Origin of the sequence: Mesorhizobium sp. M0195 (assembly GCF_040322115.1) — a bacterium.
In the GTDB taxonomy this organism is placed as follows: domain Bacteria; phylum Pseudomonadota; class Alphaproteobacteria; order Rhizobiales; family Rhizobiaceae; genus Mesorhizobium.
Genome location: NZ_JAMYSV010000002.1, coordinates 441,953 through 455,117 on the forward strand (window position 1 = coordinate 441,953; position 13,165 = coordinate 455,117).

Below are 13,165 nucleotides of genomic sequence, written 5' to 3' on the forward strand. Positions count from 1 at the left end.
GAGATGAATTCTCGGCATCGCCGCCCGACGGGCGGCAACGGTCATTTCTTCAAGGCTCTGATGGCAAAGTCGGCAAGCTCGTCCGGCGTTGCCCGGTTCTTCTTGGCGAGGCACTGGGCCACCATCTGCGGATGACAGAGGCTGATAATGGCAGCGCCGAAACACCGGGAAGCGATCACCGGATCCTGATCGACGAACTCGCCGGTAGCGATGCCCTCGCGGATCACTTCCGCGACCAGTTCATGGATGCTGTCGATGTGCTTTTCGATGACGTGCCAGTCGCGCTCGATGGCGACGATGACCATCTCGTGGACCTTCTCCTGGTCGATCATGGTCTCGAGCGTCCACTGATAGTGCGTACGCACGTAGCGGCGGAGCTTTTCGCTGGCGGTGCTGGGGCTATGGCAGGCTTCGTAGGTCAACCGGTAGCAGGTCTCGAGCATACGGCCGCAAACCGCCTGGTGGATTTCCACCTTGGAGGCGAAGAAGCGATAGATGTTGGCGGTCGACATGCCGAGTTCGCGCGCTATGTCGGCGACGTTGGTCTTGCCGTAGCCGTAGTGGCGGAACAATCGCTCCGCGCAATCCAGGATGCGCGTGACATTTTCCTGGCGGGCGGAATCGGCGGTGGCGTCTAGGGTTTCAAGCATCTCGTTGGCCAAAATTTACGACTGACGAATTTAGAATTTCGTCACTCGTAAATTGAAAACCGTCACCTGTCAAGGCACGATTTTGGGCGCTGACGACAGAGGGTGACATCTCTGGACGGAGTTGGCCCATGAAGCGCATGTGGTTCACGCCGGGTGCGCCTGCAACGCCGCCCCGTGTTTTTTGACGCAAAGGAATTTGAAATGATGCTTTCCGAAAAACGGTTCCGTTTCGGATCGGGCGTTAAGGCTGCTTTGTCATCTCCCGCAGCCGGAACTTCTGGATCTTGCCTGTCGAAGTCTTCGGGATCTCCGCGAAGATCACCGCTTTCGGCACTTTGAAGCGGGCGAGCAGCGCGCGGCAGTGCTCGATGATTTCGGCCTCAGTCGCCGCCTTGCCCGGCTTCAGCTCGACATAGGCGACGGGCACCTCGCCCCATTTGTCGTCGGATCGGGCGACAACGCCGCAGGAAGCCACGGCGGGATGCTTGTAGAGCGCCTCCTCGACCTCGATCGAGGAGATGTTTTCGCCGCCGGAGATGATGATGTCCTTGGAACGGTCCTTGAGCTGGATGTAGCCATCCGGATGCATCACGCCGAGGTCGCCCGAATGGAACCAGCCGCCGGCAAAAGCCTCGTCGCTCGCTCTGCGGTTCTTCAGATAGCCCTTCATGACGATATTGCCGCGGAACATCACCTCGCCGATCGTCTCGCCGTCGGCCGGCGTTTCTTGCATCGTCTGCGGGTCCATCACGGTCAGGCCTTCGAGCGCGGCATAGCGTACGCCCTGCCTGGCCTTCTTCGCTGCCCTCGCCCCCTTCTCCAGCCGGTCCCACTCGCCATGCCATTCGTTGACGACGGCCGGGCCGTAGGTCTCGGTCAGGCCGTAGAGATGGGTGACGGCAAAGCCCGCATCGGCCATGCCCGACAGCACCGCCTCAGGCGGTGGCGCCGCGGCGGTGTTGAAGGTGACGGTCTGCGGAAACTGCCGCTTGTCCTCGTCGCTGGCGTTGATCAGCACCGACATCACCACCGGCGCGCCACACAGATGGGTAACGCCGTGATCGGCGATGGCGTCGTAGATCGGCTTCGGCCGCACCCAGCGCAGGCAGACATGGGTGCCAGCCTGGACGGCAAGCGTCCAGGGAAAGCACCAGCCGTTGCAGTGGAACATCGGCAGCGTCCACAGATAGACCGGGTGCTTGCCCATGCCGGCATGGATGGTGTTGGCATAGGCCATCAGTGCCGCGCCGCGATGGTGACAGACGACGCCCTTCGGATTGCCTGTCGTGCCGGAGGTGTAGTTGAGCGAGATGGCGTCCCATTCATCGTCCGGCATCGACCAGGCGAAATCCTCGTCGCCGCCGGCGACGAACGCCTCATAGTCCAGCGTGCCGATCCGTTCCCCCTTGGGATAGGGCGCATCGGCGGCATAGTCGGGATCGTCGTAATCGATCAGCAGCGGCCTGACCTTGGCCAGCGTCAGCGCTTGCCGAACCACGCCGGCGAATTCGCGGTCGACGATCAGCACCTTGCTTTCGGCGTGATCGAGCTGGAAGGCAATGACGGCGGCGTCGAGGCGCGTGTTGAGCGAGTGCAGCACCGCCTTGGTCATCGGCACGCCGAAATGCGCTTCCAGCATCGGCGGTGTGTTGGACAGCATGACGGTAACGGTGTCGCCCTTGCCGATGCCGCGCTTAGAAAGGGCCGAGGCAAGCCTCAGCGAGCGTTTCCAGAAATCGCGATAAGTCGTGCGCCGGCGGCCATGAATGATGGCGACCTGGTCGGGAAAGGTTTTTGCCGCCCGCTCGAAATAGGTGAGCGGCGTCAGCGGCTGATGGTTGGCCGGGTTCCTGTCGAGATCCTGTTCGTAGGGATTGCCCATCCCGTCCTCCCCGATGTTCGTCCAGAACTTTAGCTACAGGTTTGCGGTCCGTCACCACCAACGATGCCGCGACAGACCGCATTTGGCACAATGACGGTCTAGATTCGACCGGCGCGAGAGCATTACCTGCCCGCGCGTAGTTTGACTTTTGTCGAGAGCCGTGAATAATGTCAGCGAGGAGATGGCATGGCGATCCGACCGGCAGAACAGCTTATCCACAAGGCCGCGTGGCTTTACTACGCACACGGCTTGCGCCAGGACCAGGTGGCCAGCCAGCTCAAGATTTCGCGCGCCTCGGTAGCCATGTATCTGCGCAAGGCGCGCGAGACCGGCATCGTCAACATCTCGACCTCGACCCAGCTTTTCACCGACGACGTGCTGGCGCGGGAGCTGGAAGACGCGCTGAAGCTCGACGCCGTCTGGATCGCGCCGGAAAACGGCTATGTCGCCGACCCGTCCACCGACATCGCGGTACTTGCGGCAAGCGTCTTCCTCGAGCTGGTCAGGAAGGGCGACCGCATCGGCGTCGCCTGGGGGCGGACCATCTACACCATCGCCGACATCATGTCCTATGCCGATCTGCAGGACGTCACCGTGGTGCAGCTCTGCGGCAATCTCGGCGCCCCCTATTCGTACCGGCCAGACCAATGCACCATGGAGATCGCCCGCCGGCTCAACGCCAAGGGACTGAATTTTTACGCGCCGCTGGTGCTGACGACGGAAGAACTGGCACGCGGCCTGCGCGCCGAGCCGGTGATCCGCGAGCAATTGTCGGGCATCGGTGACTGCAACCTGGCGCTATACTCGGTCGGCTCAGTGGATACCGACAGCCATCTGGTCAAATGCGGCGCGCTGACGCCAAGCGAAATGGCTGCATTGCGCAAGGCGGGTGCGGCCGGCGTCATTGCCGGGCAAATCATCGACGCCCAGGGCCAGGCGCTCGACTGCAGCTACAACCGCCGGCTGATTTCGGCGGAGCTGTCATCGCTGCGCCAGATCGAAAAGCGCCTTGTGGTGGTGCAGGAGGAGAGCAAGTTCGAACCGCTCGTCGCGGCGATCGCCGGCGGGCTCTGCACTCATCTCGTCGTCGGCGCGCGCATGGCACGACGGCTGCTCGACCATGCCGGAGCGGCAGCAGAAAAGGTCGCCTGATAGTTAATTCCAGCCGCCGGTGCATTGTCATCAAAGCGTCGCGGCATTCCTGTTCACAACAAAAAGAAATCGGACGAAGCTGACATGAAGAACCTCTGGAATGACGGCGAGGCGGAGAAGTTGGTCGCCGACTATGCAAAGAAGGGTGTGGCCCGCGACCTGGCGTTGCGCGTCTACACGACCAGGCTGCTGGGCGGCGAGCCGCGGCTCGTCCTGCATGGCGGCGGCAACACCTCGTGCAAGACCAAGGCTACCGATCTTATCGGTGACGAGTGGGACGTGCTCTGCGTCAAGGGCAGCGGCTGGGACATGGGCGTCATCGAGCCGCAGGGGCTGCCGGCGGTCAAGCTCGGCCCGCTGTTGAAGGCGCGGTCGCTGAAGAAGCTCTCCGACGAGGACATGGTCGCGCTGCAGCGGGCGAACCTCATCGATCCGTCCTCGCCAAATCCATCGGTCGAGACGCTGCTGCACGCCTTTCTGCCGCACAAATTCGTCGACCACACGCATTCGACCGCAATCCTCGCCATCGTCGACCAGGAGGACAGCGAGGCGCTGAGCCGGAAGGTGTTCGGCGAAAAGATGGGCTTCGTGCCTTACATCATGCCGGGCTTCGATCTGGCGAAGGCGGCCGCCGATGTTTTCGACGCCGATCCGACGGTCGAAGGCCTGATCCTCGACAAGCATGGCATTTTCACCTTCGGCGACGATGCCAGGCAGGCCTATGACCGGATGATCCATTATGTGAACGTCGCCGAGGATTTCATCGCCAGCCACGGCAAGCCGCGCACCGAAAAGGTGGCACTGCCGGCCAGGCTGGCGAAGCCTGCGGAGATTGCACCGATGCTGCGCGGCGCGGTGGCGGTGGCGCGCGGCGAAGGCCGTTTCGACCGCATGATCAGCGATTTCCGCACCTCGGATGCGATCGTCGACTTCATCAATTCGGCAAAAATTGCCGACTATGCCGGGCGCGGCGTGTCGACACCCGACCTGTCGATCCGCATCAAGACCGGACCGATGGCGCTGCCGGCGCCCGACGCTGACAAGGTCGGCGACTACAAATCCGTCATCCGCCAGCATGTCGAGAAATTCGCCAAGGACTATCGCGCCTATTTCGAAACCAATGATGCGCTCGACGACGTGAAGCGCACCATGCTCGACCCGATGCCGCGGCTGACGCTGGTGCCCGGCCTCGGCATGTTCGGCCACGGCCGCACACTCAAGGACGCGAAGATCGCCTCCGACGTCGGCGAAATGTGGATCGAGGCGGTGCGCGGCGCCGAAGCCGTCGGTGACTTCCGCCCGCTCTCCAAAGCCGACCTGTTCCCGCTCGAATACTGGTCGCTGGAACAGGCCAAACTCGCCTCCAACAAGCCGAAGCCGCTGACCGGCCAGGTGATGCTGGTCACCGGCGGCGCCGGCGCGATCGGTGCCGCCACGGCAAAGCTGTTCGCCGACAACGGTGCCCATGTCGTCGTCGTCGATCTCGATGCGTCAAGGGCTGCCGAGGCGGCAAAAAAAGCCGGCAACGGTTCGATCGGCATTGGCACCGACATCACCGATCCGGCGCAGATGCGCGCTGCGTTCGACAACGCGGTCGACGTCTACGGCGGCCTCGACATTCTCGTCTCGAATGCCGGTGCCGCCTGGGAGGGCCGGATCGGCGAGATCGACGACGCCACCTTGCGCAGGAGTTTCGAACTCAATTTCTTCGCACACCAGTCGGCGGCGCAAAATGCCGTGCGCATCATGCTCGAACAGGGCACCGGCGGCGTGCTGTTGTTCAATACCTCCAAGCAGGCGGTCAATCCGGGGCCGAAGTTCGGCGCTTACGGCATTCCCAAGGCGGCAACGCTGTTTTTGTCCAGGCAATATGCGCTCGACTACGGCGCGCATGGCATCCGCTCCAATGCCGTCAACGCCGACCGCATCCGTTCGGGGCTGTTGACCGATGCCATGATCGCCAGCCGCTCGGGCGCACGCGGCGTGTCGGAGAAGGAGTACATGTCCGGCAACCTGCTCGGGCAGGAAGTGACGGCCGAAGACGTCGCCCAGGCCTTTCTGCATCAAGCGCTGGCCGAGCGGACAACCGCCGATGTGACGACGGTGGACGGCGGCAACATCGCAGCGGCGTTGAGGTAGATCTAAACTCCGGGCCAACAAAAAAGAGCGGCCCGCGAGCCGCTCTTTTCCTTTGCCGATAGCGAAAGACTACTTCGCGTTCGGGTTCGGCATCCAGGCCGGCATCGCGACATCGGCATGGGCGAACTGCGGCAGCTTGGCCGAGAGGTCCTCCATGTTCTTGATGTCCTTGTCGATCAGATCCTTCTGGGTGATCAGCGTCGGCGGCACGATGACGTTGTGGCCGGGACCTTCACCGGCCAACAGCTGCGCCAGCGCACGCACCGAGACCTGGCCGACGACGGCCGGGTTGGTGGCGGCGGTTGCCGCCCAGGCGCTGTCCGGCTCGCGCATCGCGGCGATGTCCGAGGTAGAGATGTCGGCCGAATAGATCTTGATGTCCTTGTTCAACCCGGCCTCGTCGACGGCGATCTTCACGCCTTTGGCGAATTCGTCATAGGGCGCGAACATCACCTTGATGTCGGGATGAGCCGACAACACCGAGCGAGCCTGGTTGGCGACCGAATTGGCGATCGGATTGTCGAGCGTGCCGAACATGGCGACTTCGTTGATGCCCGAATATTTCTTCTTGAATTCGACCCAGGTCTCGTTGCGGCGGTCGAGTGGGGCGATGCCGGCGACATAGACATAGCCGGCCTTCCAGCTCTCGCCATTGTCTTTGACCGCCTGTTCGAGCGCCAGGCGCGCGAGGTCGCGGTCGGATTGCTCGATCTGCGGGATCTTGGGGTTTTCGACATTGACGTCGAAGGCGACGACCTTGATGCCGGCATCGACCGCGCGCTGGGCGGCGTCCTTCATCGATTCCGTCAGTCCGTGCTGGATGATGATGCCCTGGACGCCGAGCGCGATGGCTTGGTCGACCATGTCGGCCTGAAGCGCCGCGTCCTGGCGACTGTCGAGCACGCGCAGGTCGACGCCGAGCGCCTTGGCCTGCGCCTCGACACCGGACAAATACGCCTGGAAGAAGTCGCCGGTCGAGAGATAGCGGACCAGCGCTATCTTGACGCCGCCCGGCTTGTCGAACGGCGCTGGCCGATCCTGCGCCATTGCCGGCAACTGCATCAGCAATGTTGCGCCGGCAAGCCCGAGCGCTGCCTTCCCCAAAAGTCTTCTTGTGATGTTCACGTCGCTTCCTCCACTTGTTGAACCCAAAATGTAACCGGTCGAAACCTATCTCCTGCCCCTGCCGGACAGGGCGAAGGTGAAGACAAGGGCGACCACGAGAACCACGCCCTTGACGAAATCCTGCGTGTAGTAAGGCGCGTTCATCATCGTCAGGCCCTGCAGCAGCACGCCGACAAACACCGCGCCGACAGCCGTGCCGAAGGCGTTCGGCTTGGCGGCGCCGAGAACCGCGTAGCCGATGAGTGCCGCAGCCACCGCGTCGAGCAACAGATTATTACCCGAGGCGATGTCGCCACGTCCAAGCCGGGCGGCGAGCAAAATGCCGCCGATCGAGGCAAAAACCCCAGAAATAACGTAGGCCCAGATTTTGTATGCCTTGACAGGCGCGCCGGCGAGTTCGGCAGCGCGTTCGTTGCTGCCGACGGCGTACATCATGCGGCCGAAACGCGTGTATTCGAGAAAGAACCAGATCAGCACCGCCAGCACGAGCAGGACGACGACCGACACCGGGATGAGGTTCGGGATGAAGAAGTCGAAGCGATGGCGGCCAAGCGCCAGAAACGCGGCGCCGAAGCTGCCGTTGGCGACCGAGCCGTCGGGCATGGTCATGCCGGTGGCGATCGAACGGCCCTCGGTCGGTATGCGCTGCAGGCCGACAAGCAGGAACATCATGCCGAGCGTCGCCAAAAGGTCCGGCACCCGCGTATAGACGATCAGCCAGCCATTGATGAGGCCGACGACGGCGCCGATCACAAGGCAGACGACGACCGCCACGACGGCGTTCTGTTCCAGCACCACCATGACGTAGGCAGCCGCCATCATGGCGCTGGTGGCGACCGAGCCGATCGACAGGTCGAAGCCGCCGACGACCAGCGTGGCGGTGACGCCGAGCGCCAGAACGCCGGTGATGGCGACCGACTGGAAGATGAAGACGGCGCTTTGCGGCGAGACGAAACCATCGGCGGCGACGGCGAAATAGGCGATCAGCCCGAACAACAGAACGATGAAGCCGTAGCGAATAGCATGGTCGCGCAGGATCATTCAGCGCTCCCGTACGCTGGCACCGTCTTTATCCGACCCGAATTCATACCCTCTCCATTCCAATTCTCATCGTCTTCCCGCTCTCAGGCTGCGCTGTGCAACGGCCCGCCCGCCACTTCGGCCAGCAGACGCTCGAGATCGACATCGGTGTTGCGGTGCTCGCCGACGATCGTCTGCTCCGACATCACCAGGATGCGATCAGCCGTCTCCAGGGCTTCGTCCAGTTCGGTGACGAACAGCAGCGTCGCGCGGCCATGGGCGCTCGCCCGCAGCTTGGCGGCGATGTCACGCCTGGCCGAAATGTCGACGCCCTGAAAAGGCTCGTCGAGGATGAACAACCTTGCCGCCTGGGACATCCAGCGGGCGACCATCACCTTCTGCTGATTGCCGCCGGAAAGCGACGCCATCTCGTCCCTCTCGGAGCGGCAGACGATGCCCAACTCCTGGATCTGCTCGCGGGCAACAGCGCGTTCGATACCGCGTTTGAGAACACCGAGACGCGACATGCGACTGTGGAACGGCAGGCTGATGTTTTCCTGGATGTTGAAGTCGCCGACGATGCCGTTTTCGCCCCGGTCCTTGGCGACGAGAAACACGCCGGCGGCAATCGCTTCGCCGGTCGACGCCGGCGCATAGGGTTTCCCGTTCAGCACCATGGCCCCGGACAGCGGCTTGCGCAAACCGAACAGCGTCTCGGCAAGTGCGGTCTTGCCGACACCGACGAGGCCGGTGATGGCGACGACCTCGCCGTCGCCGAGGGTCAGCGAAATCGGCCTGGCGCCTTCAGCAATCCGCAATGCATCGGCAGCGAAAATTGCTTTGGCCGAATTCCTGGCGACAATCCGCTCGAGCTGGATCTTACGGCCGAGCATGGCGTTGACCGCACCTTCGTAATCCAGCGGCTTCTTGTCGAAGATACCTGAGATAACCCCATCGCGCATTGAAATGATGCGATCGGCAAGCCGTCTGATATCCGACATACGGTGCGAGATGTAGAGGATCGCCACGCCTTGCTGGCGGAGCCGGTCGAGCAATGCGAACAGCCGGTCGGCTTCGGCGCTGGACAGCGAGGAGGTCGGCTCGTCGAGGATCAGCACTTTCGGCCGGTGCGCCATGGCGCGGGCGATCGCCACCATCTGGCGGTCGGCCAGAGAGAGATCGCTGATCCGGGCCTTGAGGTCGATGGCCAGTCCCATACGGTCGGCCACCGCCTTTGCCTCGCGACGCACCCGGCCCGGATTGAACAGCGTCGGCACGCCGCTGCCGCTCAGCCTGTCGAGGGTAAGGTTGGTTGCGACGTCGAGGTCGGCGACGACACCGTCATTGATGTTCTGGTGGACGGTAACGACGCCGGCGCGGATCGCCTCGGCCGGCGTTTTCGGGTCGAAGTCCTGACCGGCAAGCGACATCGAGCCGCCGCCATGGTCGTAAACACCGCTGATGATCTTGACGAGGGTGGATTTGCCGGCGCCGTTGGCGCCCATCAACACGGTTACTTCGCCGGCATGCAATTCGAGCGAGACGCCGCCAAGCACCTCGATATGGCCAAAGGATTTCCTCAGGCCGTCGACGCGGAACACGGCATCATTGCCCATTCGTTCCTCCCTGACCGTGACGCTATGGGCTATATCGGCAATTGTCAACACGATTGACAATTGCCAGAAGGCTTCCTAGCTTGGCCCGGCCGCCATGGCTCCGCTATTATCGGAGCACATGAGCGGGAGGTGAGGATGACTGGGAAATCGCCGTTCGAAGCACTGTCGGTCGAGACACTGGCGGGCCGTCTCGGTGCCAACGAGGCCCTGTGTTCGCAGATCGGCAAGGATACGAGCCAGTGGAAGGTTCGTGAAGTCGGCGACGGCAATCTGAACCTTGTGTTCATCGTCGAAGGTGCTGAGGGTGCGGCCGTCGTCAAGCAGGCCCTGCCCTACGTCCGGCTGGTCGGCGACAGCTGGCCGCTGCCGTTAAAACGCTCCTTCTTCGAATACCATGCGCTGACGCGGCAACAGGCACGGGCGCCGGGTTCGGTGCCTGAGATCTACCACTTCGATGAAGGCCAGGCGCTGATCATCATGGAGTACCTGTCGCCGCACATTATCTTGCGGCGGGCACTGATCGAAGGCCGGCAATTGCCGAACATCGCGAAAGACATCGGCTTGTTCATGGCCCGCACGTTGTTTCGCGGCTCCGACCTGCATATGGCGACCAAGGATCGCAAGGCCGATCTGGCGCTGTTCGCCGACAATGTCGAACTCTGCGACATCACCGAGAACCTGGTTTTCTCGGATCCGTATTTCGATGCCAAGATGAACCGGCACACCAGCCCGCAGCTCGACGGCATTGTCGCCGAGCTGCGCGCCGACCGCGACCTCAAGGTCGAGGCGCAGCGCATGAAGCACATCTTCGCTGCCAATGCCGAGACGCTGCTGCATGGCGACCTGCATTCCGGCTCGATCATGGTCACCGACACCGAAACGCGGATGATCGATCCCGAATTCGCCTTCTACGGCCCGATCGCCTTCGACGTCGGCATGCTGCTCGCCAATTTCTGGATGGCGTTCTTCTCGCAGCGCGGCCATGAACAGGACGGAACCCGCGATGCCATGCGGGACTATCTGCTCGGCGTTACGGTCGAGACATGGTCGGTGTTCCGCGTCGAGTTCTCGCATCTGTGGCGGACGGAGCGTACCGGCATGCTCTACCAGAAGAGCCTGTTCGAAGATCAAGGCGACAGGCTTGGCGCCGAGCAGGCGCTCGACCACGTGCTGCAGTTGATCTGGACCGATCTGCTCGGCTTTGCCGGCGTCGAGGTTCACCGGCGCATTCTCGGCCTTGCCCATAATGCCGATTTCGAGACCATTGCCGATCCTGATCTGCGCGCCAGATGTGAGGCAAAGGCGCTGAAATTCGGCCGTCACCTCGCCGTCAACCGGCGCCAGATCCACAGCATCGACGAGGTCAACCGGTTGGCCGCGCTGATCGAACGGGAGAGCAGGATTTGAACGTCGGCGACCGCCACTACCGCACCATCTGGCCGAGTGACGACGGCCGTTCGGTGGAGATCATCGACCAGCGCTGGCTGCCGCACGAGTTCCGCATCGAAAAGATCGATACCGTCGCCGGCATCGCCACGGCAATCCGCGACATGTGGGTGCGCGGGGCGCCGCTGATCGGCGTCACCGCGGCCTATGGCGTCGCCATGCAGATGGCCGACGACCCGTCGGATGCAGCACTCGACGCCGTCTGGGCAACCTTGCACGAAACGCGCCCGACGGCGATCAATTTGCGCTGGGCGCTGAACGAAATGCAGCGCTTCCTGCTGACGCTTCCCCTGGCAGAACGTGCCGCGGCTGCGTATCGGCGTGCCGGCGAGATCGCCGACGAGGATGTCGGCCTCAACCGCGCCATCGGCGCCCATGGGCTCGAAATCATCAAGGCGATCGCGGCGCGCAAGCAGCCGGGCGAACCAGTCAACATCCTAACCCACTGCAATGCCGGCTGGCTGGCCACCGTCGACTACGGCACCGCCACCGCGCCGATCTATCTGGCGACGGAAGCCGGCATTCCAGTCCATGTCTATGTCGATGAAACGCGACCCCGCAACCAGGGTGCCCAATTGACCGCCTGGGAGATGGCCGGCCACGGCGTGCCGCATACGCTCATTGTCGACAACGCCGGCGGCCATCTGATGCAGCGTGGCCAGATCGACATGGTCGTCGTCGGCACCGACAGGACCACCGCCGACGGCGATGTGTGCAACAAGATCGGTACCTATCTCAAGGCACTGGCCGCCGCCGACAACGACGTGCCGTTCTATGTCGCGCTGCCGTCGCCGACGATCGACTGGACCGTGGGCGACGGGCTGGCCGAAATCCCGATCGAACAGCGCTCGCCCGACGAGGTCTCGCTGGTCTGGGGCAAGACCGCGTCCGGCGAGATCGCCCAGGTCCGCGTGTCGCCGGAAGCCACGCCGGCGGCCAATCCGGCCTTCGACGTGACGCCGGCGCGGCTGGTCACCGGTTTGATCACCGAACGCGGTGTCGCTACGGCCTCGCGCGAAGGCCTGAAGACGATGTTTCCCGAGCGCGGATGATCGGCTTTTCCGGGAGGGCGCTCTGGATTGCCTCATCTCACGATTTCTTGACCACGGCACGGTTAAAAACGCCCGTTGCCTGTCCCACATGGACGGCCGTATGCGTAGCGGCGGGGCGGCGCCCAACGCTCGAAGCCGGGGTTGACCACGGCCCGGCGAGTGAACAAGCGGGGTACCGCGATGTCATTCAGACCATTGCTTGGTGACGGACGGGTTCGGAGCCAGGACGAGAAGTCGGAGCCCCTGCAAACCGCGTCATGGGTCAGCTCCTCGATCGTGTTCGACAACCGGCGGTGGGCGTGCCGGGAGGCGGAGCTCCGCTGGACAGCCCCTCATCATCTGATCGTGCTGACCGAAGAAGGCGGCACGTCCCATACATCCATCCGGCACGAGGCACGATCCCTTTACGATGGAATGGACCGTCCCGGAGCCCTCACCTTCGTCCCGGCAGGCGCGGAGCGACAGGGCTTCTATCGCGATGTAAACCTCTCCTATTCAGCCCTGTGGATCGATCCCGATATCAGGCTTCCCGGATGCGAACGCCTGAGGAACCTGCCTATACTGGTAAACAAGAAAGACGCGGTCGTCGCCACGCTCCTGAGTTCGCTTCGCGACGAGATGGCACTCGGCCACAAGCCAGACACTGCCTATGTCGAGCATCTGGTCGCCCTGGTCAGCCTCCGCGTGGCCAACCTGAGCCGGGAGCAACAGCGGTTTGTACGTCACGGCTGTCTCAGCCGCCGAGCACTTGGTCGCGTTCGGGATTACATCGATGCGCATATGAATTCCGACATTTCGCTAAGCGAGCTGGCAGCCGTCGCGGGCATGGCCGTCGACAGCTTTGCGCGTCGCTTCAAGGCGACGACCGGCCTTGCACCCTATGCCTATGTGATCGAGGAACGGGTGCGGCGAGCGGAGGTGTTGCTGCGCGAAACGGGTTTGTCGATCGGTATCATTGCCTTTCGGCTTGGCTTTTCAAGCCAGAGCCACTTCACCACGACCTTCCGACGTCTCAGGGGCACGACGCCTCGTGCCTATCGGATGAATTCTTCTCCAGAATCCTGATAGTGCCGCCGGTTTCTT

At 62.9% G+C, this 13,165-nt stretch carries 10 protein-coding genes; 5 read left to right on the plus strand and 5 right to left on the minus strand.

From position 1 onward, the window contains the following. Positions 1 to 41: 41 nt before the first annotated feature. Both NKJ12_RS06935 and NKJ12_RS06940 read right to left on the minus strand, forming a co-directional pair. The gene (locus NKJ12_RS06935; RefSeq protein WP_352701757.1) at positions 42 to 650 is read right to left on the minus strand and encodes a TetR/AcrR family transcriptional regulator; all 609 of its coding nucleotides are present in this window, start codon (positions 648 to 650) and stop codon (positions 42 to 44) included. 241 nt (positions 651 to 891) lie between these two features. Next, positions 892 to 2,532 (minus strand): acyl-CoA synthetase, encoded by a 1,641-nt coding sequence (locus NKJ12_RS06940; RefSeq protein WP_352701759.1) that lies wholly within the window; start codon positions 2,530 to 2,532, stop codon positions 892 to 894. Between the two features lie 186 nt (positions 2,533 to 2,718). On the opposite strand from NKJ12_RS06940, the gene NKJ12_RS06945 reads away from it, so the two are divergent. Both NKJ12_RS06945 and NKJ12_RS06950 read left to right on the plus strand, forming a co-directional pair. Continuing rightward, positions 2,719 to 3,684, plus strand: a complete 966-nt coding sequence (locus NKJ12_RS06945) for a sugar-binding transcriptional regulator (RefSeq protein ID WP_254818705.1) — start codon at positions 2,719 to 2,721, stop codon at positions 3,682 to 3,684. 84 nt (positions 3,685 to 3,768) lie between these two features. Further along, the gene (locus NKJ12_RS06950; RefSeq protein WP_352701762.1) at positions 3,769 to 5,823 is read left to right on the plus strand and encodes a bifunctional aldolase/short-chain dehydrogenase; all 2,055 of its coding nucleotides are present in this window, start codon (positions 3,769 to 3,771) and stop codon (positions 5,821 to 5,823) included. Between the two features lie 69 nt (positions 5,824 to 5,892). Here NKJ12_RS06950 and NKJ12_RS06955 read toward each other — a convergent pair whose 3' ends face one another. The 3 genes from NKJ12_RS06955 to NKJ12_RS06965 all read right to left on the minus strand — a co-directional run bounded on the left by NKJ12_RS06955 (position 5,893) and on the right by NKJ12_RS06965 (position 9,584). Beyond that, positions 5,893 to 6,948, minus strand: a complete 1,056-nt coding sequence (locus NKJ12_RS06955; RefSeq protein WP_352701764.1) for a substrate-binding domain-containing protein — start codon at positions 6,946 to 6,948, stop codon at positions 5,893 to 5,895. A 45-nt stretch (positions 6,949 to 6,993) separates the two neighbouring features. Continuing rightward, complete coding sequence (locus NKJ12_RS06960; RefSeq protein WP_352701766.1) at positions 6,994 to 7,989, minus strand: ABC transporter permease; 996 nt, start codon at positions 7,987 to 7,989, stop codon at positions 6,994 to 6,996. A gap of 83 nt (positions 7,990 to 8,072) precedes the next feature. Further along, complete coding sequence (locus NKJ12_RS06965; protein ID WP_352701768.1) at positions 8,073 to 9,584, minus strand: sugar ABC transporter ATP-binding protein; 1,512 nt, start codon at positions 9,582 to 9,584, stop codon at positions 8,073 to 8,075. Positions 9,585 to 9,719: 135 nt separating this feature from the next. On the opposite strand from NKJ12_RS06965, the gene mtnK reads away from it, so the two are divergent. From mtnK to NKJ12_RS06980, 3 genes are all read left to right on the plus strand, one after another. Next, positions 9,720 to 10,991 carry an S-methyl-5-thioribose kinase gene (gene mtnK / locus NKJ12_RS06970; protein WP_352701771.1) on the plus strand — a complete coding sequence of 424 codons (1,272 nt, stop codon included), beginning with the start codon at positions 9,720 to 9,722 and terminating at the stop codon, positions 10,989 to 10,991. Beyond that, positions 10,988 to 12,082 carry an S-methyl-5-thioribose-1-phosphate isomerase gene (gene mtnA, locus NKJ12_RS06975; RefSeq protein ID WP_352505326.1) on the plus strand — a complete coding sequence of 365 codons (1,095 nt, stop codon included), beginning with the start codon at positions 10,988 to 10,990 and terminating at the stop codon, positions 12,080 to 12,082. Before mtnK ends, mtnA begins: the two co-directional genes overlap by 4 nt. A gap of 180 nt (positions 12,083 to 12,262) precedes the next feature. Then, the gene (locus NKJ12_RS06980) at positions 12,263 to 13,147 is read left to right on the plus strand and encodes a helix-turn-helix domain-containing protein (RefSeq protein WP_352645508.1); all 885 of its coding nucleotides are present in this window, start codon (positions 12,263 to 12,265) and stop codon (positions 13,145 to 13,147) included. Positions 13,148 to 13,165 lie beyond the last annotated feature (18 nt).

Excerpts from the sequence above, each read along its gene's own strand:
- NKJ12_RS06935 (WP_352701757.1), bottom strand. The coding sequence starts at position 650 with ATGCTTGAAACCCTAGACGCCACCGCCGATTCCGCCCGCCAGGAAAAT.
- NKJ12_RS06945 (WP_254818705.1), top strand. The coding sequence starts at position 2,719 with ATGGCGATCCGACCGGCAGAACAGCTTATCCACAAGGCCGCGTGGCTT.
- mtnK (WP_352701771.1), top strand. The coding sequence starts at position 9,720 with ATGACTGGGAAATCGCCGTTCGAAGCACTGTCGGTCGAGACACTGGCG.
- NKJ12_RS06980 (WP_352645508.1), top strand. The coding sequence starts at position 12,263 with ATGTCATTCAGACCATTGCTTGGTGACGGACGGGTTCGGAGCCAGGAC.
- NKJ12_RS06960 (WP_352701766.1), bottom strand. The coding sequence starts at position 7,989 with ATGATCCTGCGCGACCATGCTATTCGCTACGGCTTCATCGTTCTGTTG.
- NKJ12_RS06950 (WP_352701762.1), top strand. The coding sequence starts at position 3,769 with ATGAAGAACCTCTGGAATGACGGCGAGGCGGAGAAGTTGGTCGCCGAC.
- NKJ12_RS06940 (WP_352701759.1), bottom strand. The coding sequence starts at position 2,532 with ATGGGCAATCCCTACGAACAGGATCTCGACAGGAACCCGGCCAACCAT.
- NKJ12_RS06965 (WP_352701768.1), bottom strand. The coding sequence starts at position 9,584 with ATGGGCAATGATGCCGTGTTCCGCGTCGACGGCCTGAGGAAATCCTTT.